This is a genomic window from Tardiphaga sp. 215_C5_N2_1, assembly GCF_052076055.1.
Classification (GTDB): Bacteria; Pseudomonadota; Alphaproteobacteria; order Rhizobiales; family Xanthobacteraceae; genus Tardiphaga; species Tardiphaga robiniae.
The window spans coordinates 1,800,013-1,825,742 of sequence record NZ_CP197240.1 but is presented as its reverse complement, the minus strand read 5'-3'; the positions used below and the strand labels follow the sequence as shown (position 1 = coordinate 1,825,742).

The 25,730-nt window shown below is 61.6% G+C and carries 22 protein-coding genes; 20 read left to right on the top strand and 2 right to left on the bottom strand.

Annotated elements, in window-relative coordinates; translation table 11 throughout:
- Positions 1 to 26 precede the first annotated feature (26 nt).
- The 16 genes from AB7828_RS08640 to arsC all read left to right on the top strand — a co-directional run bounded on the left by AB7828_RS08640 (position 27) and on the right by arsC (position 15,042).
- On the top strand, positions 27 to 2,348 hold the full coding sequence (locus AB7828_RS08640) for a RelA/SpoT family protein (protein ID WP_093761398.1): 2,322 nt from the start codon (positions 27 to 29) through the stop codon (positions 2,346 to 2,348).
- Positions 2,349 to 2,380: 32 nt separating this feature from the next.
- Entirely contained in the window at positions 2,381 to 3,145 is a 765-nt protein-coding gene (locus AB7828_RS08635; protein WP_441229935.1) for a pyridoxine 5'-phosphate synthase, read from the top strand.
- Complete coding sequence (gene acpS, locus AB7828_RS08630) at positions 3,142 to 3,561, top strand: holo-ACP synthase (protein ID WP_093761400.1); 420 nt, start codon at positions 3,142 to 3,144, stop codon at positions 3,559 to 3,561. The genes AB7828_RS08635 and acpS overlap by 4 nt, the downstream gene beginning before the upstream one ends.
- A 285-nt stretch (positions 3,562 to 3,846) precedes the next feature.
- A complete protein-coding gene (gene lepB / locus AB7828_RS08625; protein ID WP_089264616.1) occupies positions 3,847 to 4,605 on the top strand; it encodes a signal peptidase I in 759 nt (252 codons plus the stop codon).
- A complete protein-coding gene (gene rnc / locus AB7828_RS08620; RefSeq protein WP_089263817.1) occupies positions 4,602 to 5,423 on the top strand; it encodes a ribonuclease III in 822 nt (273 codons plus the stop codon). Before lepB ends, rnc begins: the two co-directional genes overlap by 4 nt.
- Positions 5,413 to 6,366, top strand: coding sequence for a GTPase Era (era, locus tag AB7828_RS08615; RefSeq protein WP_175368495.1), 954 nt, complete (start codon positions 5,413 to 5,415; stop codon positions 6,364 to 6,366). Before rnc ends, era begins: the two co-directional genes overlap by 11 nt.
- Before the next feature lie 33 nt (positions 6,367 to 6,399).
- On the top strand, positions 6,400 to 6,792 hold the full coding sequence (locus AB7828_RS08610) for a hypothetical protein (protein ID WP_175368496.1): 393 nt from the start codon (positions 6,400 to 6,402) through the stop codon (positions 6,790 to 6,792).
- 44 nt (positions 6,793 to 6,836) lie between these two features.
- Complete coding sequence (gene recO / locus AB7828_RS08605) at positions 6,837 to 7,586, top strand: DNA repair protein RecO (protein ID WP_441229934.1); 750 nt, start codon at positions 6,837 to 6,839, stop codon at positions 7,584 to 7,586.
- A gap of 81 nt (positions 7,587 to 7,667) precedes the next feature.
- Positions 7,668 to 8,141 carry a hypothetical protein gene (locus tag AB7828_RS08600; RefSeq protein WP_441229933.1) on the top strand — a complete coding sequence of 158 codons (474 nt, stop codon included), beginning with the start codon at positions 7,668 to 7,670 and terminating at the stop codon, positions 8,139 to 8,141.
- Positions 8,142 to 8,218: 77 nt separating this feature from the next.
- Positions 8,219 to 8,512: a hypothetical protein gene (locus AB7828_RS08595; protein ID WP_441229932.1), complete on the top strand. Its 294-nt coding sequence runs from the start codon at positions 8,219 to 8,221 to the stop codon at positions 8,510 to 8,512.
- A gap of 9 nt (positions 8,513 to 8,521) precedes the next feature.
- On the top strand, positions 8,522 to 9,988 hold the full coding sequence (locus tag AB7828_RS08590) for a TolC family protein (protein ID WP_441229931.1): 1,467 nt from the start codon (positions 8,522 to 8,524) through the stop codon (positions 9,986 to 9,988).
- 13 nt (positions 9,989 to 10,001) lie between these two features.
- Positions 10,002 to 11,387 (top strand): multicopper oxidase family protein, encoded by a 1,386-nt coding sequence (locus AB7828_RS08585; RefSeq protein WP_441229930.1) that lies wholly within the window; start codon positions 10,002 to 10,004, stop codon positions 11,385 to 11,387.
- A 53-nt stretch (positions 11,388 to 11,440) separates the two neighbouring features.
- Positions 11,441 to 11,902, top strand: coding sequence for a cupredoxin domain-containing protein (locus tag AB7828_RS08580; protein ID WP_441229929.1), 462 nt, complete (start codon positions 11,441 to 11,443; stop codon positions 11,900 to 11,902).
- An 87-nt stretch (positions 11,903 to 11,989) separates the two neighbouring features.
- The gene (locus tag AB7828_RS08575) at positions 11,990 to 12,244 is read left to right on the top strand and encodes a copper-binding protein (protein ID WP_244528470.1); all 255 of its coding nucleotides are present in this window, start codon (positions 11,990 to 11,992) and stop codon (positions 12,242 to 12,244) included.
- 180 nt (positions 12,245 to 12,424) lie between these two features.
- Entirely contained in the window at positions 12,425 to 14,683 is a 2,259-nt protein-coding gene (gene parC, locus AB7828_RS08570; protein WP_175368502.1) for a DNA topoisomerase IV subunit A, read from the top strand.
- Positions 14,684 to 14,694: 11 nt separating this feature from the next.
- Positions 14,695 to 15,042, top strand: coding sequence for an arsenate reductase (glutaredoxin) (gene arsC, locus AB7828_RS08565; RefSeq protein ID WP_441229928.1), 348 nt, complete (start codon positions 14,695 to 14,697; stop codon positions 15,040 to 15,042).
- A gap of 175 nt (positions 15,043 to 15,217) precedes the next feature.
- Here arsC and AB7828_RS08560 read toward each other — a convergent pair whose 3' ends face one another.
- On the bottom strand, positions 15,218 to 16,186 hold the full coding sequence (locus tag AB7828_RS08560; RefSeq protein ID WP_441229927.1) for an amidohydrolase family protein: 969 nt from the start codon (positions 16,184 to 16,186) through the stop codon (positions 15,218 to 15,220).
- Between the two features lie 422 nt (positions 16,187 to 16,608).
- On the opposite strand from AB7828_RS08560, the gene AB7828_RS08555 reads away from it, so the two are divergent.
- Both AB7828_RS08555 and AB7828_RS08550 read left to right on the top strand, forming a co-directional pair.
- Positions 16,609 to 18,087, top strand: a complete 1,479-nt coding sequence (locus AB7828_RS08555; protein WP_441229926.1) for an MmgE/PrpD family protein — start codon at positions 16,609 to 16,611, stop codon at positions 18,085 to 18,087.
- A 142-nt stretch (positions 18,088 to 18,229) separates the two neighbouring features.
- The gene (locus AB7828_RS08550) at positions 18,230 to 19,690 is read left to right on the top strand and encodes an MmgE/PrpD family protein (protein ID WP_439058707.1); all 1,461 of its coding nucleotides are present in this window, start codon (positions 18,230 to 18,232) and stop codon (positions 19,688 to 19,690) included.
- Between the two features lie 30 nt (positions 19,691 to 19,720).
- Here the strand turns inward: AB7828_RS08550 and AB7828_RS08545 are convergent, their stop codons facing one another.
- Positions 19,721 to 21,022, bottom strand: a complete 1,302-nt coding sequence (locus AB7828_RS08545; protein WP_439058706.1) for a hemolysin family protein — start codon at positions 21,020 to 21,022, stop codon at positions 19,721 to 19,723.
- A gap of 388 nt (positions 21,023 to 21,410) precedes the next feature.
- Between AB7828_RS08545 and AB7828_RS08540 the strand changes: the two genes are divergently transcribed.
- Both AB7828_RS08540 and AB7828_RS08535 read left to right on the top strand, forming a co-directional pair.
- Positions 21,411 to 22,559 (top strand): efflux RND transporter periplasmic adaptor subunit, encoded by a 1,149-nt coding sequence (locus AB7828_RS08540; protein ID WP_420882336.1) that lies wholly within the window; start codon positions 21,411 to 21,413, stop codon positions 22,557 to 22,559.
- A complete protein-coding gene (locus tag AB7828_RS08535; protein WP_441229925.1) occupies positions 22,556 to 25,723 on the top strand; it encodes an efflux RND transporter permease subunit in 3,168 nt (1,055 codons plus the stop codon). Before AB7828_RS08540 ends, AB7828_RS08535 begins: the two co-directional genes overlap by 4 nt.
- The last annotated feature ends 7 nt before the right edge of the window (positions 25,724 to 25,730 follow it).

The window sequence follows — 25,730 nt, the reverse complement described above, 5'->3', positions numbered from 1 at the left end:
TGCTGACCGGATCGAACGAGGCTAGGATGGCGACTTCGCGCCGTAATAAACGGCAGATGCAGGCTGCGAACGACACGGTCGCCGCGGTCTCGCCAGTTTCGCCTGAAGCGCTGTCTGCAGAGACGCCAATTCCGGCCAAGGTGCCGCGGACGTCCCGTGTCCGGATGATGCGGCAATACGATCTGGTGGACCGCGTCCGGGCCTATAACCCGAACACCGATGAGGATCTGCTCAACCGCGCCTATGTCTATGCCATGGTCGCCCATGGCGAGCAGACACGGGCCTCCGGCGACCCGTATTTCTCCCATCCGCTGGAAGTGGCGGCGATCCTCACCGACCTCAAGCTCGACGACGCCACCATCGTGGCGGCGCTGCTGCACGACACGATCGAGGACACCGAGGCCACCCGGACCGAAATCGACAAGCTGTTCGGCGCCGAAATCGGCGCGCTGGTCGAGGGGCTGACCAAGCTGAAGCGGCTTGAACTGGTGTCGCGCGAAGCCAAACAGGCCGAGAACCTGCGCAAGCTGCTGCTGGCGATCGCCGACGACGTCCGGGTCCTGCTGATCAAGCTCGCCGACCGTCTGCACAATATGCGGACGATGGAGTTCATGCCGCCAGCCTCGCGCCGTCGCATCGCCGAGGAGACCCTCGACATCTATGCGCCGCTCGCCGGCCGTATGGGTATGCAGGCGATGCGCGAGGAGCTTGAGGAACTGTCGTTCAAGGTGCTCGATCCCGACGCCTATCTGGTGGTGATGCAGCGCTTGGACTCGTTGACCGAGCGCAATCGCAACCTCATCGACATGATCGAGAGCCATCTCTCTACGAAGCTGGAGAAGAACGGCATCACGGCGCGGGTCACTGGCCGGCGCAAGAAGCCGTTTTCGATCTGGACCAAGATGAAGCGCAAGTCGGTCGGCTTCGAGCAGCTGTCGGACATTTACGGCTTCCGCGTCGTGCTGCAGGATATGGAGGCGTGCTACCGCGCACTCGGCGTGGTGCACACGACCTGGCCCGTCGTGCCGGGCCGCTTCAAGGACTACATCTCGACGCCGAAGCAGAACGATTATCGCTCGATCCACACCACGGTGATCGGCCCCGGCAACCAGCGCGTCGAACTGCAAATCCGCACCGAGGACATGAACAGCATCGCCGAATACGGCATCGCGGCGCATGCGTTCTACAAGGATGGCATCGGTTCGCCGACCGAAATGCTCAAGCGCGAATCCAACGCGTTCTCGTGGCTGCGCCATACCATCGGCATTCTCTCGGAGAGCACCAATCCGGAAGAATTCCTGGAGCATACCAAGCTCGAACTGTTCCACGACCAGGTGTTCTGCTTCACGCCGAAGGGCAAGCTGATCGCGCTGCCGCGCAACGCCAATGTCGTCGACTTCGCCTATGCCGTGCATACCGACGTTGGCAACAGTGCGGTCGGTTGCAAGATCAACGGCAAATTCGCGCCGCTGTCGTCCGAATTGCAGAATGGCGACGAAGTCGAGGTGCTGACTTCGGCCGCACAGCAGGCGCCGCCATCCGCGTGGGAAGGCCTGGCGGTCACTGGCAAAGCGCGCGCCGCCATTCGCCGTGCGACGCGAACAGCGGTCCGTGATCAATATGCCAGCCTCGGCCGCCGGATCGTCGAGCGCCTGTTCGTGCGCGCCAAGATGGAATATTCGGACGACCAGTTGAAGGGCGCGCTGCCGCGTCTGGCGCGCACGTCTATCGACGATGTGATGGCCTCGGTCGGCCGCGGCGAATTGCGCGCCGCGGACGTCGCGCGTGCGATGTATCCCGACTACAAGGAAGAGCGCATCGGCCGCTTTTCGGCCAACAACAAGAAGTCGACGGCGGACAAGGTCAGAACGCCGGATGGCGCGGCACGCTTCACCTCGATCATCTCGATCGGTGGCGTCGATTCCGATCTGCCAATTAAATTCGCTCCGAACGGTGGCGCCGTGCCAGGCGACCGCATCGTCGGCATCGTTACGCCGGGCGAGGGCATCACGATCTATCCGATCCAGTCACCGGCGCTGAAGGATTTTGAGGAAGAGCCGGAGCGCTGGGTCGACGTGCGCTGGGATATCGATGAATCCTCGCCGCAGCGTTTCCCGGCCAGACTCTTTTTGCAGAATGTCAACGAGCCCGGCAGTTTGGCGCAGATCGCCCAGGTGATTGCCGACCATGACGGCAATATCGACAATATCAGCATGCATCGACGCTCGCCCGATTTCACCGAACAGACCATCGATCTTGGTGTCTATGACCTCAAGCATCTCAGCGCGATCATCAATCAGTTGCGCGCCAAGGCTGTTGTCGCCAAGGTCGAGCGGGTCAATGGGTAGCGTCTTCCCTTAAGGTCTTCTGGAATTCCGTCATGTCATCATCCTCGCTGCGCCTCGGCGTCAACATCGATCACGTCGCGACCCTGCGCAACGCGCGGGGCGGCAAGCACCCGGATCCGGTCCGCGCTGCGCTGGAAGCTATTTCGGCTGGTGCCGACGGCATCACGGCGCATTTGCGTGAGGATCGTCGCCACATCCGCGACGCCGATATGGAGCGATTGAAAGCGGAGATCTCCAAGCCGCTGAATTTCGAAATGGCGGCGACGCCGGACATGGTGCGGATTGCGCTGTCGGTGAAGCCACATGCGGTCTGTCTGGTGCCGGAGCGGCGCGAAGAATTGACCACCGAGGGCGGCCTCGACGTGGTCGGCCAGCGTGAATCGCTGGAGCCGTCGATCGCACGCTTCACAGAGGCAGGCGTTCGGGTGTCGCTGTTCATTGCGGCTGATCCCAAGCAGATCGAAATGGCTGCCAAACTGAAGGCCCCCGTGATCGAACTCCACACGGGCGCCTGGTGCGATGCCATCACCGATGGCGATACGGCCAAGGCCGCCAACGAGTGGCAGCGCATTGCCGCCGGCGCCAGGCTGGCGAAGTCCGCAGGCCTGGAAGTGCATGCCGGCCATGGCCTCGACTATGCGACCGCCGAGACGATTTCGGCGCTGCCCGAAATCATGGAGCTGAACATCGGCTACTATATGATCGGCGAGGCACTGTTCATCGGTCTGTCCGATACGGTGCGCCTGATGCGCGCCGCGATGGATCGCGGGCGGATGCAGTCCAAGAGCGCCTCATGATCATCGGCATCGGTTCCGATCTGATCGACATTACGCGCGTTGCCAAGGTGATCGAACGCCATGGCGATCGCTTCCTCGATCGCATCTTCACCGAGGCCGAGCGGGCGAGGGCGCAGCGCCGCGCGAAGAGCGAGAGGATGGTGGTCGCGACCTATGCCAAGCGTTTCGCTGCCAAGGAGGCCATGTCCAAGGCGCTGGGCACCGGCATCCGTCAGGGCGTCTGGTGGCGGGATATGGGCGTCGTCAATCTGCCGGGTGGCAAACCCTCCATGAAGCTCACCGGCGGCGCGCTGGAACGCCTGCAGGCCCTGATACCGCCCGGCCACGAGGCCCAGATCGATCTGTCGATCACGGACGATTGGCCCCTGGCGCAGGCTTTCGTCATAATTTCGGCCGTCCCGTCGCCCAAGCCCTGAGGGCTGGCCGGGAGCCGCACCTGAAGCGGTGCGATCACAAGCCGGCACGTCAAACTGGCGGGAAATAGCGGCTTTTCGGGGCGGTTCATTGCACCGTTACCAACAACCGTTTAAACCTGCGAGGACACCGAACCGACGCCAATTCTCGCTGACGCCGCTCATGGCATTTGCAGGACTTTGCCGTAATTATATGAATCTAATGCATTTTTCGTGCGAGGCGCGACGCCGCCTTGCCCCAAAATGCGCTACCAGCCGCGCGGCGACGCTGCGGGAATCGGGAAAGCGATGAGTGTGACATCCGGGACCAAGACTGAAAGCGGCGTCGGCGAGACCATCCGTGTTGTCATCAACGCACTGCTGATCGCGCTGGTGATCCGGACCTTCCTATTCCAGCCCTTCAATATCCCGTCGGGCTCGATGAAGGCCACGCTTCTGGTCGGCGATTACCTGTTCGTCTCGAAATATTCCTACGGCTACAGCCACTATTCGATCCCGCTGTCGCCGAATATCTTCTCCGGCCGCGTCTTCGGTTCCGAGCCGTCGCGTGGTGACGTCGTGGTGTTCCGTCTGCCGAAGGACGACTCCACCGACTACATCAAGCGCGTGATCGGTCTGCCCGGTGACCGCGTCCAGATGAAAGAGGGGCTACTCTACATCAACGAGAAGCCCGTGCAGCGCGAGCGTATGAGCGACTTCGTCGGCGAAGATCCGTGCGGTTCCGACGCAACGGCGCGCGTCAAGCGCTGGAAGGAAACGCTGCCCAATAACGTCACCTATGAGACGCTCGATTGCGTCGACAACGGTTTCTACGACAACACCAATGTCTACACCGTGCCGCCTGGCAATTTCTTCATGATGGGCGACAACCGCGACAATTCGACGGACAGCCGGGTGCTGTCGGCCGTCGGCTATGTGCCGTTCGAGAATCTCGTCGGTCGCGCGCAAATGATCTTCTTCTCGATCGCCGAAGGCGAACATGCTTGGCAGATCTGGCGCTGGCCGACCGCCGTACGCTGGAATCGAATTTTCTCTATCGTGCGATGACCGACGACTCCAACAATCCCATCGAGACCGCGCCGAAGACCGACGAAGTTAGCTCGACGACCGAGGCTACGCCGGAGACGGCTGCTGCCCGGAAGAAGAAGGCACGCGCAGCGGCGAAGGTCGCCGCAGCCGAGATCGAAACGCGCATCGGCCACAGCTTCAAGGATCCTCTGCTGCTGGCGACAGCCTTCACCCATGTGTCGGCCCTGAAGTCGCAGCGCAGCCGGACCGAGAGCTACCAGCGTCTCGAGTTTCTCGGCGACCACGTACTCGGCCTCGTGGTCTCCGACATGTTGTTTCGCGCTTTCCCGAATGCGGATGAAGGCGAGTTGTCGAAGCGGCTCGCCGACCTCGTCCGCAAGGAAGCATGCGCCGACGTCGCACGGCTGTTGGGTCTCCTCGAGGGTATTAAGCTCGGCACGGTCGGCGCCGGCGCCGGTCAGCGGTTGCGCAAGTCGGTCCTCGGCGATATCTGCGAAGCCGTGATCGGCGCGATCTTCCTCGATGGCGGCTATCCGGCTGCGGAAAGCTTCGTGCAGCGCAACTGGACCGAGCGCATGCGCAAGCCAGTGCGCCCGCTGCGCGATCCGAAGACGGTGCTGCAGGAATGGGCCCAGGGCCGCGGTCTGCCGACACCGGCCTATCGGGAGGTCGAACGCTCCGGTCCGCACCACGATCCACATTTCAAGATCGAGGTGGATGTGAAGGGGTTTGCGCCGGCCGAAGGCGAGGGCGGCAGCAAGCGCGCCGCCGAGAAGGCCGCGGCGCAGGCGATGATTGCGCGTGAAGGCGTCAGCAGTGGCGGCAATGAAGGATGATGTCGTGAACGATGCTGAACCAGACCATGAGTCCGCAGGGACACCTACCGAGACCCGCTGCGGCTTTGTCGCGCTGATCGGTGCGCCCAATGTCGGCAAGTCGACGCTGGTCAATGCGCTGGTCGGCTCCAAAGTCACCATCGTCTCGCGCAAGGTGCAGACCACCCGCGCACTGATCCGCGGCATCGTGATCGAGAACCACGCCCAGATCATTCTGGTCGATACGCCCGGCATCTTCCTGCCGAAGCGGCGCCTCGACCGGGCGATGGTCAAGACGGCATGGAGCGGTGCGCATGATGCCGACGTCGTTTGCGTGCTGCTCGATGCCAAAGCGGGCATCAACGAAGAGGCCGAGGCGATCTTCGCGCAGCTTGCGAGCGTCAATCACCCGAAGATCCTCGTCATCAACAAGGTCGATATCGTCTCCAAGGAAAAGCTGCTGAAGCTGGCGCAGATGGCCAATGAGCGGCTGAAGTTCGAAGAGACCTTCATGATCTCGGCGATGACCGGTGACGGCGTCGACGACCTGCGCCGCAGGTTGGCAGCCGACGTTCCCGCCGGCCCGTATCATTATCCCGAAGACCAGATGTCGGATGCGCCGATGCGGCATCTCGCGGCGGAAATCACCCGCGAGAAGATCTTTCGCCAGTTGCATCAGGAACTGCCGTACCAGTCGACGGTGGAGACCGATAGTTGGACTGAGCGCAAGGACAAGTCGGTGCGGATCGAGCAGACGATTTTCGTCGAGCGCGAAAGCCAGCGCAAGATCGTGCTCGGCAAGGGCGGCGCGACGATCAAGCAGATCGGTGCGGACTCGCGCAGGGAGCTGACCGAGATCGTGGGCGCGCCCGTGCATCTGTTCCTGTTCGTGAAGGTGCGGGAAAACTGGGGCGACGATCCCAATCGTTATCGCGAAATGGGCCTCGAATTTCCTCACGAGTGATCGAGGAGCGATGATGGAAGTGCAGCCGACACGATGACCGCTCCCGCCAACCTTCCGAAGAACGTCTTCTATTTCGAAGTCCTGCTCTACATGTCGCTGATCCTCGACGCGCTGTCGATCGCGTTCCAGGACCGCACGCCTGACCTTGCGATGTCCGAGAGCACCATCATGGCGGCGAATCTGGTCGCCGCTTGCATGCTGTTGTTCTTCGTCTGGCTGGTGTGGCTCGCCGCCTATCGCCGCAAGGGCTGGCCGCGCTGGGTTCTGACTGTGTCGCTGGCGTTCTCGGTATTGTCGCTGTTTCAGGTGCTTGGCCTGTACGGACTGCAGTTCGACAGTGCGATCGAGATCGTGTCATGCATCCTGACCGGGCTCGGGCTGTATTGCGCTTTCACCGGCGATGCGAAAACGTGGTTCAAGGCCTGATCGCATTTGCTGCGGCGGCTGCCGAATTCCTGTAAACTGCCCCCATGGAATGGACCGATGAAGGCATCATCCTGGGCGTGCGGCGGCATGGCGAATCCAGTGCCATCGTCGAATTGCTGACGCGTAGCCATGGTCGTCATCTCGGCCTGGTGCGCGGTGGTGCGGGGTCAAAGATGCGACCGCTGCTGCAACCCGGCAATAGCGTGCAGGCGATATGGCGTGCGCGGCTGGACGAACAGCTCGGCTATTACCTGATGGAAGGCACGTTGATGCGTGCCGCGGCGCTGCTGGGTTCGTCCCATGCGGTCTACGGCATCACCCATCTCGCCTCGCTGGCGCGGTTGCTGCCGGAGCGCGATCCGCATGAAGACATCTACGAGACGCTGGAGCGCATCCTGGATGACTTCGATGATGTCGGCGAAGCCGCGCTCCATGTGATCCGGTTTGAGCTGGCGATGTTGACCGAACTCGGCTTCGGCCTCGATCTGGAGAATTGCGCCGCCACCGGCGTGACCTCTGACCTGATTTACGTGTCACCCAAATCTGGCAATGCAGTATCCCGGACCGCGGGTGAACCGTATCGCGACCGGCTGATGCGGCTGCCGTCATTCCTGCGCGAGAGTGAAGACGGCCAAAACAGCATCTCCGACCGCGACCTGCAGGACGGCTTCGACCTGACCGGGCGCTTTCTGCTCCGCAACGTGCTGGAACCGCGCGGGCAGGGCCATTCCGACGCCCGCGAAGGGTTCATCAACGCGGTGACGCGGCACCTCGCGCGAATCTCATCGTCCTGAGGCAAGTTCGACATTGGCGAATGCCGGATTCGCGTCTATGTTCCGTGCGTTGACGGGTTCATAGGAAGATATCGCATCCAGATGCTGGTTCGTCTGACCAGAGTGCAGCGGCTGAGAGCAGGGTGGTTCGTCGCCCTGGTTTATTTGTTGTGCGTGCTGGCGCCGACGATCTCCCTTGCCTTGCCGGGACAGCACCCGGTCGCGCCGTGCCTGACCGGCGAAAGTCATATGACCGGCATGGTTCATGTTAACAGCAGCGCGTCGGCGCACATGCATGGCGATGGTCACGCACACGATCATTCTGTCGCGCACTCATCTGCTGCACATGCTGACGGCGACCATGCATTGACGGCAATCGACGATGCCTCGGGTCCGCACAAGGTCCCGCACTCACCGAATGGTCCATGCTGCGGCCTGATGTGTGTCTCCGCGCTGCCGGCACCGCTGACTGACATCGTGACCCCTTCGGTGCCGACGGTCCTTTGTGTCACCGAAGGCTATCGCGCGGTCACCGACAGTGCGCCCGCCCGGCTCTACCGCCCTCCCATTTCCTGATCTGATCGTATCGACGCGGTGCCGCGCCCGCTAAGGGCACGCGCACCTGTGATCCATCGTCATTTCAGGAAAATAACATGCTTGCGCAGCTTGGGGCGAAGCTCACCGCCGTTTGTTCGGTGGTCGGGAAGCTATTCGATATCAGATTTGGAATCCTCGCAGCGATGACCGCTGCCAGTATGGCGCTCGGTGGTTGCATGCCAGTGACCGCACCGTTGGCTGGCGCCGACCCGGCAGATCCCGGCACCAAGGTCGCTGGTGTCGGCTATCGCTCCACCGTGGCTCCTTACAGCAGCCTTCGGCCGGTTGCCCCGTCGTCATGGCGCGAGCAGAACGACCGTGTCGCTCCTGTGCCGAAATCTGGCCGGTAGGGGCGCGTCATGTTCAATAAGCATCACAAGTCGCGCACGCACGCGCGCCAGTTCGGTTCAAGGTCTGCAGCCAGCATTTCGCTGCTGTTGGCGCTGTTGCTGGCGGGATGTGCATCGTTCTCGCCTGACGGCGGTATGGGCGTCGTCGCCGGGGTCGCAAGCGGGACCATCAACAAGGACGTGATTGCGATCCGGACGACGGATGACGCACAACGTGCCGATGCAACCGTCAAAGCCCTGCTGCGGCGGCCATTGACAGTCGACAGCGCGGTCCAGATCGCACTGCTCAGTAATCGCGGGCTGCAGGCCGCCTATAACGAACTGGCGCTGGCTGAGACTGACCTGGTCGGCGACAGCCTGCCGCCCAATCCGACATTCTCGATCTCGCGCATTTCCGGCAACGGCGCGTTGGAAATCGAGCGACAGGTCGTCGGCGATATTCTCGCGCTGGCGACACTGCCGTTCCGCTCCGAGATCGCCCGTCAGCGATTCCAGAAGGCGCAATTGCGCGCCGCGGAAGAGACGCTGCGGCTGGCCGCTGACCTCAGACGCGCCTACTACCGCGCCATCGCTGCCAATGAACTTGTTGGCCTGCTGACGGACGCCAAGTCAACGGCGGAAGCTACAGCGCAACTCGCGCAGAAGCTGGGCGAGACCGGGTCGCTGAACAAGCTCGATCAAGCCCGCGAACAGGTATTCTACGCGGAGACGACCGCCGATCTCGCAACGCTCCGCCAGGAGGCCACGAGTTCGCGCGAGCGTTTGATCCGTCTGCTCGGACTCTGGGACACCGACATCGGCATCAGGCTGCCGCAAAAACTTCCAGTACTGCCGCGCCAGCCGCTGTCGTTGCCGCGCATCGAGGTCGATGCCGTTGCACACCGCATTGACCTGCAGATCGCCCGCATTGAACTCGCCGCCCTCGCCAAGTCGCTGAACCTCACCGAAGCAAGTCGGTTCGTGACATTGCTCGACGTCGCAGGCATCGACCGCAAGACGCGGGATCCGGAGGGGGCGCCGTTCCGCGAACGCGGCTTCGACGTGCAATTCCAGATTCCGATCTTTGACGGTGGTGAAGTGCGCGTTCGACAGGTGGCGGAGACCTATAACCAGGCCTTCAACCTGTTGACCGAGAAAGCGGTGAATATCCGCTCCGAAGCGCGCGATGCCTTCAGGGTTTATCGCTCGACCTACGATATCGCCGGTCACTACCAGCGCGAGGTGCTGCCGCTCCGCAAGATCATCTCGGAGGAGATGCAATTGCGCTTCAGCAGCATGCAGGTCGATGTATTCGCGCTGCTGACCGAGGCCCGTCAACGTATCGCAGCTTTGCGCGCCGCCATCGAGGCCAAGCGCAATTTCTGGCTCGCGCAGTCCGAACTGCAGACCGCGATCAATGGCGGCGGCCGCGGCGAACCATCATCCGAAACAAGATCCGCGACGGCCGTGCAGGCGTCCAGCGGAGGAGGGCACTGAAATGGAGAAAACCATGCTGTCCCGACGAAGTTTTCTCGGCACCGCCACAGCGCTCGCTAGCGCTGCTGCGGTCACCGGCCGCGTGCAGGCGGCGAATATTCCCGAAGCGCCCATGATGGACAAGGTAACGATGCAGCCGCCGCTGCATCCGTCGAGTGGACCCGATTACAATCCGGTGGTTACGCTCAACGGCTGGACGTTGCCGTGGCGTATGAATGGCGACTGGAAGGAATTCCATCTGGTCGCCGAGCCCGTCGAGCGCGAATTTGCGGACGGCATGAAAGCCTATCTGTGGGGCTACAACGGCCAGTCGCCGGGGCCGACGATCGAAACTGTCGAAGGCGACAAGGTTCGCATCTTCGTTACCAACAAACTGCCGGAGCACACCACTGTGCATTGGCACGGTGTAATCCTGCCAAGTGGCATGGATGGCGTCGGCGGGCTGAGCCAGCCGCACATCAAGCCCGGCAAGACCTTCGTCTACGAATTCGAGATGAAGCACAGCGGCACGTTCATGTATCACCCGCATTCGGACGAGATGGTCCAGATGGCGATGGGCATGATGGGGATGATGGTCGTGCATCCTCGCGACAACAGCTTCCGGCCCGTCGATCGCGATTTCGTCTTCATCATGAGCAGCTATCTCATCGATCCCGGCACCTATCTGCCGAAGGTCAACGAGATGACTGACTTCAATATGTGGGCGTGGAACAGCCGCGTCTTCCCCGGCATCGATCCGTTGCCGGTTCGTCTCGGCGATCGTGTGCGGATACGCGTCGGCAATCTCACGATGACCAACCATCCGATCCATCTGCATGGGCACAAGTTTGCGGTCAGTTGTACCGATGGCGGATGGGTGCCTGACAGCGCGCAATGGCCAGAAGTCACCACTGACGTGCCGGTAGGCGCGATCCGGGCATTCGACTTTGTCGCCGACAATCCCGGTGATTGGGCGTTCCACTGCCACAAGTCGCATCACACCATGAATGCGATGGGTCACGACGTCAGAAACCTGATCGGAGTCTCCAAAAAGGATCTGGCGAAGGCAGTCGGCAAGCTGGCGCCGGACGCGATGGTGATGGGATCCACCGGCGGTGCCATGGGCGAGATGGAGATGCCGATGCCTGACAACACTCTGCCGATGATGACGGGATCAGGTCAGTTCGGTCCGATCGAGATGGGCGGCATGTTCAGCATCATGAAGGTGCGGGACGGACTCGCGCGCGACGATTACCGCGATCCGGGTCCTTACGATTTCCCGAAGGGTACGGTGGCCTATGAGATCGAGGCGCCGCAGAGCGAAGCGCCACGACAGACGAGCGTGAAGGACAAAACCATCAAAGGCCAGGGATCGAAGCCGATGGACATGAAGAAGGGCATGAAAATGAAGGGAATGTAGGGCCAGGACTGCACATCGTCATCACAGACAACAATCAAACACGGAAAACTGAAATGAACGAGACTCGAAAATATATCGGTTGCGGCTTCATGTTGGCCGCGATGGCTTACGCGGCTGCTGCTGCAGCTCATGACAAGCATGGAGGATATTCGGCTGGCGAACCCGGCGATTCCAAGAAGCCGGCGCGGGAGATCGTCGTCAGCATGAACGAGATGGATTATTCGCCTGCGGTCATTGAGGTCAAGCGCGGCGAGCAGATTCGCTTCGTCATCCGTAACGCGGGGACAGAAGCACATGAATTCCTGCTGGCGACCACGGCAGAGAATCTGAAGCACGGCGACGCGATGAAGAAAAATCCCGATATGGAGCATGACGAGCCCAACGGCTTGCGTCTCGCCGCCAAGAAGTCCGGGGAAATCCTGTGGAAGTTCTCGAAGGCAGGGACGTTCGAATATTCATGCATGATCCCGACGCATCGTGAATTGGGGATGACCGGCAAGATCATCGTGAAATAGGCCGATGCAAATAGTTCAATCTCAAGCAAGGACCGCACTATGAAGACCAATGGATCTGTCGCGCTTGTCGCGTTTGTTGCGCTCTCAATGTTCTGCGTCGCGGGTTACGCGCAGGACGCTGCGGTGCGCGGAGAAGTAAAGAAGATCGATGAAGCGGCAGGCAAGATCACTCTGAAGCACGGTCCGATCAAGAGCCTCGATATGGACGAGGGCATGACCATGGTCTTTCGCGTGAAAGACCCGGCGATGCTGAAATCGGTCAAGGTGGGCGACAAGGTGAAGTTCGATGCCGGTCGCGTCGATGGTCAGATCGTCGTGACCTCCATCCAGAAATCCAAATAGCCGCGGGAAGATGGCGTCCAGGCTGAGCCTGGAATCGCCATCTATCCCATCGCCTCATGGCTGACGAAATGACGTAGGCGGCCTCTCCCCGGGCGAGGGCGCCCCGATAGCGATGGAACTTGATCGGTGGCGCATGATTCATTTCTTGCCCGATTCGCCGGGAGGCGCTAACCCCTCGCCATGGGAAAAAGACTGATTCCGCCGGAGCCGGCTGAAATTCACGAAGTGCAGCTGCGGGACGCGCTCGAGGAGCGCTATCTCGCTTATGCGCTGTCAACGATCATGCACCGGGCGCTGCCGGATGCGCGGGACGGCTTGAAGCCGGTTCACCGCCGCATCCTCTATGGCATGCGCCTGCTGCGGCTCGATCCGGGCACGCCGTTCAAGAAATCCGCCAAGATCGTCGGCGACGTGATGGGCTCGTTCCATCCGCATGGCGACCAGTCGATCTATGACGCGCTGGTGCGCCTCGCGCAGGATTTCTCGTCGCGCTACCCGCTGGTCGACGGCCAAGGCAATTTCGGCAATATCGACGGCGATAGCGCGGCAGCCTATCGTTATACCGAAGCCCGCATGACCGATGTTGCGCGGCTGCTGCTCGAAGGCATCGACGAAGACGCGGTCGAGCTGCGCCCGAATTACGACGGCCAGACCAAGGAGCCGGCCGTGCTGCCGGGCGGTTTCCCGAACCTGTTGGCCAATGGCGCGCAGGGCATCGCGGTCGGCATGGCCACCTCGATCCCGCCGCACAACGTCGCCGAACTCTGCGACGCCGCGCTGCATCTGATCGACAAGCCCGACGCCAAATCGAAATCGCTGATGCGCTGGGTGAAAGGTCCGGACTTCCCGACCGGCGGCATCATCGTCGATTCCAAGGAAAGCATCGCCGAAGCCTATATGACCGGGCGCGGTTCGTTCCGCACCCGCGCCAAGTGGCATGTAGAAGAGGGCGTCCGGGGTGCCTGGAATGTCGTGGTCACCGAGATTCCATGGTTGGTGCAGAAGTCGCGGCTGATCGAGAAGATCGCCGAGCTGCTCAACGACAAGAAGCTGCCGCTGATCGGTGACATCCGCGACGAGTCCGCCGAAGACATCCGCGTCGTCATCGAGCCGAAGACGCGCAATGTCGATGCCGGCCTGGTAATGGAGTCGCTGTTCAAGCTCACCGAGCTTGAGAGCAAGATTCCGCTAAATCTCAACGTGCTGGTGAAGGGGCGCATCCCCAAGGTGCTCGGCCTTGCCGAATGTCTGCGGGAATGGCTCGACCATCTGCGCGACGTGCTGCTGCGCCGCTCCAACTTCCGCAAGAACCAGATCGAACATCGGCTGGAAGTGCTCGGCGGTTACCTGATCGCCTATCTCAATATCGATGAAGTCATTCGGATCATCCGCACCGAGGATGAGCCGAAGCCGGCTTTGATGAAGGCGTTCAGCCTCACCGAATTGCAGGCCGAGTCGATCCTGAACATGCGGCTGCGCAGCTTGCGCAAGCTCGAAGAGTTCGAGATCAGGAAAGAAGACAAGGAGCTCCGCGCGGAGCTCAAGGGCATCAACGCGATCCTGAAGTCCGAAACCGAGCAGTGGGCCAAGGTCGGCGAGCAGGTCCGCAAGGTGCGCGACATCTTCGGGCCGAAGACGCCGCTCGGCAAACGCCGCACGGTGTTCGCCGATGCGCCGGAGCACGATCTCGCAGCCCTCGAAGAGTCGCTGGTCGAGCGCGAGCCCGTCACGGTCGTGATTTCCGAGAAGGGCTGGGTCCGCACGCTGAAGGGCCAGGTTGCGGATCTCTCCAACCTGACCTTCAAGACCGACGACAAGCTCGACAAGGCGTTCTTTGCCGAGACGACTTCGAAGCTGATGCTGCTGGCCACCAATGGCCGGTTCTACTCGCTCGACGTCTCGAAGCTGCCGGGCGGTCGCGGCCATGGCGAGCCGATCCGCCTGTTCATCGACATGGAGGGCGATGCCGCCATCGTCTCGATGTTCGTGCACAAGGGCGGCCGCAAGTTCCTGATTGCCAGCCATGACGGTCAGGGCTTCCTCGTCAATGAGGACGACTGCGTCGGCACCACCCGCAAGGGCAAGCAGGTGCTGAATGTCGAGATGCCGAACGAGGCGCGGGCGCTGACGGTGGTCGGCGAAGGCAGCGATCAGGTCGCTGTCATCGGGACCAACCACAAGATGGTGATCTTCCCGCTCGACCAGGTGCCCGAAATGGCGCGTGGCCGCGGCGTGCGGCTGCAAAAATACACCAGCGCAGGCCTGTCGGATGTCACCACTTTCGTGGCCAAGGAAGGCCTGACCTGGAAGGACTCGTCCGACCGCGAGCATCGTCTGACCTGGAAGGAACTGGCCGACTGGCGCGGCAACCGTGCGGATGCCGGCCGTCTTGCGACCGGTTTGCCCAAGTCGAACAAGTTCGGCCGGGTGATCGAGTAACCTCGCGCGTTATGACGGTCACCATCTTCCACAATCCCTCCTGCGGGACATCGCGCAATACGCTCGCGATGATCCGACAGAGTGGGATTGAGCCGGTGGTGATCGACTATCTCAAGACGCCGCCGGATCGCGGCCGGCTGGTCGCGCTCATCGGCGCCATGGGCGGAGGCGTTCGGGCGCTGCTACGTGAGAAGGAGAGTGTCTATGGCGAGCTTGGGCTTGCTGATCCCACGCTCGGCGATGACGCACTGATCGACGCGATCATCGCGCATCCGATCCTGATGAACCGACCCATCGTCGAGACGCCGAAGGGCACGCGATTGTGCCGGCCGGCAGATGTGGTGCTGGAGCTGCTCTAGGGGTCCAACTCGCCGATCAAACGACGGCCTCATCCTGAGGAGCCGCGCTCTTGTGCGGCGTCTCGAAGGATGGCGGCAACGTTGGTGTCAACGAGCCCATGGTTCGAGACGAGTGCAAAAGGCGCGCTCCTCACCATGAGGGCTGCAGATCTCGGCGCCAGATGGGCCGCAGCAACTACGTCACCGGCGCGAACTTGAACAGCTTCTCTGGGTTGGTCACCAGCAGTTTGTGTTGAACCGCAGGATCCGGCGCGTAAAGCGGGATCAGATCCACGAGCGTGCCGTCATTGGGCATGATCTTGACATTCGGATGCGGCCAGTCGGTGCCCCACAACACGCGGTCCGGCGCATTGTCGATCAACTGCTTCGCGAACGGCACGGAGTCATGGAACGGAGCTGCGCCAGCCGAGGCGCGTTCGAGACCTGTAATTTTCATCCAGCACTTATCGTCGCTGACCTGCAGATCGAGCAGTGCCTTGAATTCGGGATCGTCGAGGCCCTTGGCGGCACTGATCGTCCCCATGTGATCGATCACGTAGGTCACCGGGAGCGCTTTCAGGATCGGCACGAACTCACGGACTGTGCCGGCTTCGAGATAAATGTCCACATGCCAGCCGATGGCGGCGACGCGGTCGACCAGCGTACGGAAGACCTTCATGTCGCCGACGCCGCCAAGTCGTTTGAGGAAGGCGAAGCGGCAGGCGCGGATGCCGCCTTTGTCGAGCGCCATGAGATCGGCTTCCGACATGCTGTTGTTCACATTGGCGACGCCCCTGTACCTGCCGCCGCTCTGCGCGATCGCGTCGATCACCACGCGGTTGTCAAACCCATGGACGGTCGCATTGACGATGACGGCGCGTTCGACGCCGATCGCTTCATTCAGCTTGCGAAACATCTCAAGCGGAGCGTCAGGCGGTGAGTAGGGGCGCTTGGGCGAGAACGGATACACCGCGGCAGGGCCAAAGATGTGTGTATGCGTATCGACGCTTCCGGCGGGCGCGCGGAATTTTGGAGGAATTGTATTGAGATCGGGGCCTGCAATGGCGGGGATTGCGGGTTCGTCGGCAGCCTGCGCTATTCGGCTTCCAATCACATTTGTGAGGCCAAGTGATGCCATCGCGGCCAGAACGTCACGTCGGTGCATTTAATCTCCTTACGTCTGCATGCGCTGCGGCATGCACCAGACGTGAATCATCGGTGCATGTGTCGCCGTAGAGCGGCACCTGCAAATTTGTTGGCTGTCGAAACGATATGTCTCTGCGGGAATGCGAGCAGCGCTCATGGCCGGATGATGAATCTCTGCAGCGTTTCACCCTTAAAGTTATTTGTTGGAATCCAGGGCGCGCATGACGTGCAACGGAAACAGACCGCATCAAAACTAGAGGGGGTGAATTTATGAAACAAATGAGAAATTCGGGATAATAGCGCTATCTCGTGCATATATTGCAAATCCGTAAGGTCGCCTGAATTCGAACAGCTTGCTATCGAATTGTAATAGGCGTATCGCCGCAGCCCGACGAAGCGGCGCGTCGATCGCGCGAAGAATGATAGTTCGGAGGAAATCCCATGGCGTACACCAATCGCAGGACCGTCTTGCAGGCAGCTGCTGCGCTCCCGGCGCTGGCTGCAGCGGGGCGTGGTGCGTTGGCTGCGGAGCCAGCTGCCAGTGAGGCGCCGAAGAAAGTCGCATCGGTTGCTCCGCCGCATGTGACGCAGATTCTCGCGCACTACATTGTCAACGCCAAATACGATGACCTTCCGGCAAGTGTCCGTAAGGAAGGCGTGCGGACGCTGTTGAACTGGGTCGGTGTCGCCATTGGCGGTTCGCATCATCAGACGGTGGACATCGCGGCGTCGGCGCTGGCGCCATTCTCCGGTCCGGCGAAGGCCTCGCTGTTCGGGCGCAACGAACGCTTCGACATCATGAACGCCGCTTTCATCAATGGTGTCTCGAGTCACATCTTCGATTATGACGACACCCATCTGAAGACGATCATTCATCCGGCAGGTCCAGTCGCATCTGCGATTCTGGCGATTGCGGAAATGAAGCCGGTGTCCGGCAAGGATTTCCTCAATGCGCTGGTGCTCGGTATCGAGACCGAATGCCGGATCGGCAATGCCGTTTATCCGAACCACTATGACGTCGGCTGGCACATCACCGGCACCGCCGGGGTATTTGGCTCGGCCGCCGCCGCTGGCAAGCTGCTCGGTCTCAACGAACAGCAGATGATCTGGGCGCTGGGGCTCGCGGCCTCGCAGCCTGTCGGCCTGCGCGAGTCCTTCGGTTCGATGAACAAGAGCTTCAATCCTGGCCGTGCTGCCAGCAACGGCATCTTTGCCGCTATCCTTGCGTCAAAGAATTACACCAGCTCCGATGGCATGATCGAGGCCAAGCGCGGCTGGGCCAATGCCATCAGCACCAAGCAGGACTATGCCGAGATCACCGAGGGGCTCGGCAAGCGTTACGAGTCAGCGCTCAACACCTACAAGCCGTTTGCCTGCGGCATCGTCCTGCATCCGCTGATCGACGCGGCGATCCAACTCAGGAATGAGAACAAGCTGACGCCGGATGTGATCAAGCAGGTTGACGTGAAGGTTCATCCGCTGGTGCTCGAGCTTACCGGGAAGAAGACCCCCAGGGAGGGGCTCGAAGGAAAATTCAGCGTCTACCATGCGGTTGCCATCGCCTTTATCGAAGGCGCCGGCGGCGAGAAGCAGTTCAGCGATGGGGCGGTGCGCGACGCGAAGACGATCGAATTGCGCGGCAAAGTCGTTCCGACTGTCGATCAATCGATCAAGCCGGAACAGGTCGAGATGTCCGTCGAGTTGAATGACGGGCGCGTGCTCAAGAAGCGGATCGAGCACGCCATCGGCAGCCTCGAGAAGCCTATGAGCGATGCCGATCTCGAACGCAAGTTCAAGGATCTCGCTGAAGGAATCCTGCCGCACAAGCAGGCGGCAAAGGTCATGGAGCTGTGCTGGAAGGTGGAGGGCTTGGCGAGCGCCGGAGATATTGCAAGGGCAGGCGCGCGATCCACTGCCTGACAGCCGTTGCCCGCGATGAAGCATTGAGGCCTTCGCGAGGTGGCCTGAACGTACGTCAATCGTCACGCCGTCAGTATTGTGAGCAGAAACCTCGCCGCATCCCTCCAGGGAGCCTTGCGGCCAACACTCCTTAAAGGATGACATGTCCCAGCGTCGTACGCCTTCACGCCGTCGCGTTCTCCAGTCTGCCAGTGCTCTCGCCGCATTAACGCTTTCGCCGTCCATCATTCGCAAGGCTGCAGCAGCGGATGCGGATGTCACCGGGCGTCTTGCGCGCTACATGGTCTCGGCGCGCGACAAGGCGCTTCCTGATGTGGTGATGACGGAATGCAAACACCGCATCCTCGATACGTTCGGCGCGATGGTCTCCGGTGCGCGGATGCATCCGGGCGAGATGGTCCTGAAATATGTTCGGGGGCTCGGCGGCGAACAGCAGGCGTCGGTGATCGGATCCAGTTTCCGCACTACCGCCGTCAACGCCGCGCTGGCCAATGCCATGCGCGCGCATGCGGACGAGACCGATGATTTCGAGCCGGTCACCAAGGCGCATCCGGGAAGCGCTGTCGTGCCGTCCGCGCTGGCCATGGCGGAGAAGGAAGGCGGCCGTTCGGGCATCGAGTTCATACGCGCGGTGACGCTCGGCTATGATCTCACTTGCCGTCTGTTGATGGCGCTCGGACCTGACCTCGTGCGCGGCAGCCATCGTAGCGCGGAAGGGACGAGTTCCACCTTCGGCTCGCTCGGTGCAGCCGCATCGCTGGCTCGGCTAGACGAGAAGGGTATGCGTTATGCGATCTCCTATTCCTCGCAGCAGGTGGCTGGTCTGTGGAGCTGGGTGAAGGACGAGGATCACGTCGAGAAGGCTTTCGACTTCGCGGGCATGGGCGCCCGCAACGGCCTGACCGCCGTGACCATGGTTCAGGCCGGTTTGACCGGCGTTCATGACGTCCTCGATGGCACGCATAACTTGTTCATTGCGCTGTCCACGGATCCGAAGCCGGAAGAGATGCTCGCCGGTCTTGGCAGCCGCTTCTACGTCACTGAAACGGCGATCAAGACATTCTCGGTCGGCTATCCCATCCAGTCGCCTCTCGACGCGATCCTGACCCTGCGCAAGCAGAATGGCCTGACACCGGGCAATGTGAAGAGCATCCTTGTCAAGATTCCGACCGATGCGACGGGGATCGTCGGCACCAGCGCGATGCCCGACGTCAACTGCCCGCATCTGGTGGCGGTCGCGCTCGTCAAGGGTGCCGTGTCGTTCGTCGACAGCCATGACCAGGCGCTGATGAAGGATTCCAAGATCCTTGAGCAGCGCGCCAAGGTAACCGTGGTCGGTGATAAGGCCCTGATGGATCCGGCCGCGCCGCGCGGCGCTATCGTCGAGGTGGAGATGATGGATGGCAAGAAGGTGGAGCACTTCACCAAGTTCCCGCCCGGCACCAAGGAAAATCCGCTGAGCACCGAAGCCGTCAGTGCAAAGGCCCGTGACTTGATCGCGCCGGTTCTCGGGGCCAAAAAGGCGAAGAAGCTGATCGATCAGATCAACAATCTGGAGAAGGTCAAGGATATCCGCTCGCTGCGGCCGCTCTTCACGGCCTGATGTCCCGATACATGGAGCGCTGGGATGAATTTACCCTAGCGCTTCTTCCTTGACGCGGCTCGCCAGCACCTTGTCGATGCGACGGCCGTCGAGGTCCATGACCTCGAACCGCCAGGCATGCGAGATGATCTCGTCGCCGACCTCGGGAATCTTGCCGAATTCCTGCAGCAGGAAGCCGGCGAAGGTCTGATAGGGGCGCGACTGCGCGGGCAAGTCGATGCCGAGCAGGGCGGCGAACTCCACCGCGGGCATCCAGCCGGAGATGAGGTAGGAGCCGTCCTCGCGTTTGTGGAAGGCGACCTCGGCCGGGCCTTCCTCGGTGTGAAAGGCGCCGACGATCGACTCCAGAATATCCGCTGATGTCACCACCCCCTGGAACACGCCGTATTCATCATGCACGAGGCCGATATGGAATGGCGAGTCACGCAGGATCGCCACCACGTCGCGCGCATCGACCGTGTCGGGAATGACCGGAGCCTCGCGCACCAGCGCGCGGATGTCCGGCGTCTTGCCGCTCAAATACACATCGAGCAGATCCTTGGCCTGCACGATGCCGATGGCGGAATCGCCGTCGCCATCGAACACCGCAAAGCGCGAATGCGAGCTGCCGGCGAGTTCGGCCTGGATGGTCTCGATGGGGTCGGCAAGATCGATCATCGCCACTTCATGGCGCGGCGTCATGACGGCACCGACGGGTAGGTCGCCGAGGCGCATCACGCCTGCGATCATTTCCTTCTCGCCGGGCTCAAGCACGCCGGCGGTTTCCGCTTCAGTCACGAGCGTGCGGATTTCGTCTTCGCTGACCTTCTCTTCGGCTTCACCGCGCTGCCCAAGTAGAAACAGGATCGCCTTGCCGGAGCGGTCAAGCAGCCACACCAGCGGCAGTGAGATTTTTGCGAGCAACACCATGGCCGGCGCAACGCGCACGGCCACGGCTTCGGGATCGCGCAGTGCGATCTGCTTCGGCACGAGTTCGCCGATGATGAGCGAAGCGTAAGTAATGATCGATACGACGATGCCGACGCCGAGCGTATCGGCGAGACCTTTTGATACGCCAAGGTCAAGCAACAGTACGGTGAGACGCTGGCCCAGCGTCGCACCGGAGAAGGCGCCCGACAAAACACCGATCAGTGTAATGCCGATTTGTACGGTGGAGAGGAACTTGCCGGGATCGGAGGCCAGCGTCAGTGCGCGGCGTGAACCTGTCACGCCTTTTTCAACCAAAGCGGCGAGGCGGGCAGGACGGGAGGATACGATCGCCAGCTCCGACATTGCCAGCAGACCGTTGACGACGATCAGGATCGCAACGATCCCGAGTTCGAGAGATAACACGCTCAATCCTTTTGGATGATGGGCAGGTATTATAGTCGATCCGCTTATCTCGCGCCATGGTGGCAAGTGGCGTTGCGACACTCCGCCGGGCGGGTTGAATTCCTCGGTGCGCCCATAGGTCGCTCCCCCCGAACCGACGCCTTGCGCAGGCGCACGTCCCGCAGCAGGACGTTATTATAACGTCGGTATGACGCGAGGCGTCGCGTGGATGTGGCAAGACAATGGCCGCAGGATAGCAGCCCATTCGGGCATCAATTATTTCGCTTGATGTCGAATTGATATAGCGCATGATGACCGCCATATCGCGTGTCGTGGCGGGGGTCTGGTTTTGAAACATTCAATCAGTTTGTCGCGATTATATGACGTTGGAAATGCCTTTGCGTCGTGTTTGTCGGTCGCAGCGCCTGTTGTGGCTCTTCTCCTGCTCGCCGGCTGCGGCAAGAAGGAGGAGGCCGCTGCACCTCCGCCGCCACCGGTCACGGTCGCCAATCCCACCAAGAAGGTCACGACCGATTGGGATGAATTCACCGGCCGCTTCGATGCGATCGAACAGGTGCAGATCCGCGCCCGCGTAACCGGCTTCGTTACCAAGGTTGCTTTCACGGACGGCGCCGTCGTCAAGGCCGGCGATCTGCTGTACGAAATCGACCCGCGCCAGTATCAGGCTGCAGCGGAGCAGGCGCAGGGCCAGCTCGACGATGCCAAGGCCAAGGTCGTGCTGGCAGAGAAGGAGCTCGAACGCGCCACCACGTTGATCAAGACCCAGGCGATCTCCGAAAACATCGTCGATCAACGTAGCCAGGCAATAGCGGCCGCGCAGGCCGCGACGCTGCAGGCCGAAGGTGCGCTGAAGCAAGCGCAACTCAATGTCGAATATACCAAGGTAGTCGCGCCGATCGCCGGCCGTGTCAGCCGCCATCTCGTGACAGTCGGCAATTTGGTGCAAGGCAGCGAGAGTGGCGCGACGCTGCTGACCTCGATCGTGTCGCTGAGCCCCATCTACGTCTATTTCGACACCGATGAAGCCACTTACGTCCGCAACAGCAAGCTGTGGTTTGAGGGCAAGCGGCCGAGCTCGCGCGATACGCCCAATCCCGTGCAGATCACGCTGGTCGGCGAAACCAAGCCGTCGCATGAGGGCAAGATGGATTTCCTCGATAACCGGCTCGATGTCGGCACCGGCACGCTGCGCGGTCGTGCTATTGTCGACAACAAGGACCTCTCCATCCTGCCGGGGCAGTTCGCCCGGGTCCGGGTCATCGCCAGCGGCGAATATGAAGCGCTGTTGATTCCTGATGCTGCGGTCGCCAACGACCAGTCACGCAAGATCGTGATGGTGGTGAAAGCCGATGACACGGTGGAGGCGCGGCCTGTGACACTTGGTCCGCTGGATGGCGGATTGCGGGTGATCAGGGAAGGGCTCAAACCCGACGATCGGGTAATCGTCGACGGGATTCAGCGCGCCCGTGTGGGCGCCAAGGTGGCGCCGAAGATGGCGGCCGCGACGCCCGCACCAGCAGCTGGCACAAAGCCATGAATCTGGGCAGCCTCTCCGTCAACCGGCCCATCCTGGCGATGGTGCTCTCCATCGTGCTGCTGATCGTCGGTGCGCTTGCTTACACGACCTTGCCGGTTGCGGAATATCCGCAGGTGGCGCCGCCGACCGTGGTCGTGACCACGCAATATCCCGGCGCATCGGCACAGACCGTGTCGGATACCGTCGCGACGCCGATCGAGCAGGAGATCAACGGCGTCGAGGACATGCTGTATATCTACAGCCAGGCCACCTCGAACGGCCAGCTCAACATCACCGTGACTTTCAAGCTCGGCACCGATCTGGATAAAGCCCAGGTGCTGGTGCAGAACCGCGTGGCCATCGCGCAGCCGCGGCTGCCGGAGGAGGTCCAGCGCAACGGCGTCGTCACCCGCAAGAACAGTCCCGACCTGATGATGGTCGTGTTCATGCTGTCGCCTAACGACACTTACGACCAGCTCTACATTTCGAATTACGCGCTGCGTCAGGTCCGCGATCCGCTCCTGCGCCTCGATGGCATTGGCGACATTACCATCTTCGGCGCGCGCGATTATTCGATGCGGCTGTGGCTGGATCCTGACAAGATTGCCACGCTGGGCATGACCGCAGGCGACGTGCTGACTGCCATCCGCGCGCAGAATTTGCAGATTGCGGGCGGCCAGGTCGCCGAGCCGCCGATTGCAGATCGCGCGTTTCAGCCTAACCTGACCTTCACCGGTCGTCTGAAGGAGCCGCGGCAGTTCGAGGACATCGTGCTGAAAGCGGGCGACGATGGCCGTCTGGTGCGTCTCCGCGATGTCGCGCGCGTCGAGATAGGCGCGCTGTCGTCGACGACCAACGGCTTCCTGCTGCGCAAGGAAGCGGTGGCCATGCTGGTCTATCAGCGTCCGGGTTCCAACGCGCTGGCGACCGCGAAGAACATCGAAGAGGAGATGAAGAAGCTCAAGGCCGATTTCCCGAAGGGGCTGGACTACAATATCGGCTACAACCCGACCGAATTCATCGCCCAGTCGGTCTCCGAGCTGATCAAGACCATCTATGAAGCCATGGTGCTGGTGGTCATCGTCGTGCTGGTGTTCCTGCAAGGCTGGCGACCGGCGATCATTCCCATCATCGCCATTCCGGTGTCGCTGGTCGGCACATTCGCCGTGATGGCCGCGCTGGGCTTCTCGATCAACAACCTTACTCTGTTCGGGCTTGTGCTCGCGGTCGGCATTGTCGTCGACGACGCCATCGTGGTGGTGGAGAATGTCGAGCGCCATCTCGGCGACGGCATGAGCCGGCGCGACGCGGCGCTGCTGACCATGGACGAGGTCGGCGGCGCGCTGATCTCGATCGCGCTGGTGCTGTGTGCGGTGTTCGTGCCCACGGCATTCCTCGGCGGCATCTCCGGGCAGTTCTTCCAGCAATTCGCCATCACGATAGCGGTCGCAACGGCGATCTCATGCTTCTGTTCGCTGACGCTGTCGCCGGCACTAGCATCGCTGATCCTGCAGCCGCATCACGAGAAGAAGCCGCCGGCGAGCTGGAATTTTCTGGCACGAGGATGGGCGGCGTTCACCGGCGTGTTCAATCGCGGTTTCGACCGCCTGTCGCATGCCTATGGCGGCCTCGCGGGCTTTGTCATTAAGCATTCGGCGCTGATGCTGATCCTGTATGTCGCCCTGATCGGCTCCGCTGGCTGGCTGCTCTACGCCACACCGCAAGGCTTCATTCCGGCGCAGGACCGTGGCTATGTCATCGTCGTTGCGCAATTGCCCGGTGCCTCATCACTGGCGCGCACGACGGCGATCGTCAAACAGATCGAAGGGATCGTGCTGGATACGCCCGGTGTCGCGCGGATGCCGGCGCTGGCCGGCCTGTCCGGCGCGACCTTCACGCAGGCCGGCAATGCGGCCGCCATGTTCCCGGTGTTCGAGAATCCGGAGGAGCGCGCCAAGAAGGGGCTGAGCGCGGGAGCCATCACGGCTGAATTGCGCAAGCGCCTCTCGGTGATCGAAGGCGCTTTCATCATCGTGCTGCCGCCACCCGCGGTGCCGGGTATCGGCACCGGCGGTGGTTTCGCCATGCGGATCGAGGATCGTCAGGGCAGGGGGCCGCAACTGCTGGCCGCGGCGACCGATGAGCTCGTGAATGCCGCGCGCCGGGCGCCGGGCCTGACGTCGGTGTTCTCGCCGTTCTCCGCCAACACGCCGCAGGTGTTCGTCGATATCGACCGCCAGAAGGCGCAGATGCTGGGCGTGCCCATGCAGAACGTGACCGAGGCGATCGAGACCTATTTCGGCTCGACCTATGTCAACGATTTCAACATTCTCGGCCGCACCTATCACGTCACCGCGCAGGCCGATTATCCGTTCCGCAAGGAAACGGCCGATCTGGCGCGGTTGCAGACGCGCAACAGCGCCGGCAACATGGTAATGCTCGGCAGTGTCGTGAACTTCAGCGACACGGCAGGCCCGGACCGCGTCGCGCGTTACAATCTGTATCCGTCGTCTGAAATCTCCGGCGACACGCTGCCGGGTACCAGTTCGGCGACGGCGCTCACGGCCATGAAAAAGCTCGCGGATGACACGCTGCCGAGCGGCTTCGCGTTCGAGTGGACCGATCTGTCCTATCAGCAATCGACCGGCGCCAATGCCGGTCTCTATATTTTCCCGATCTGCGTGCTGTTCGTGTTCCTGGTGCTGGCCGCGCAATATGGCAGCTGGACATTGCCGTTCACGATCATCCTGATCGTGCCGATGTGCCTGCTCGCGGCCACCATCGGTGTGCGCATCATGGGGCAGGACATCAACATCCTCACCCAGATCGGTTTCGTCGTGCTGGTCGGCTTGGCCGCAAAGAATGCGATCCTGATCGTCGAGTTTGCCCGCGACATCGAGCAGGAAGGCCGCGATCAGCTCGAAGCCGTGATCGAGGCCTGCCGTTTGCGTATCCGCCCGATTCTGATGACGTCCTTTGCCTTCATTCTCGGCGTGCTGCCACTTGTGATCTCGTCGGGCTCAGGCTCGGAGATGCGACAGGCCGTCGGTGTCGCGGTGTTCTTCGGCATGATCGGCGTCACGATCTTCGGCCTCGTTTTCACGCCCGTCTTCTACATCCTGATCCGGCGCCTGTTCCCCGGCTCCGTCGAGATCCACGCCAAGGAGCAAGGCGCGCATGGTTAAAGCGCCG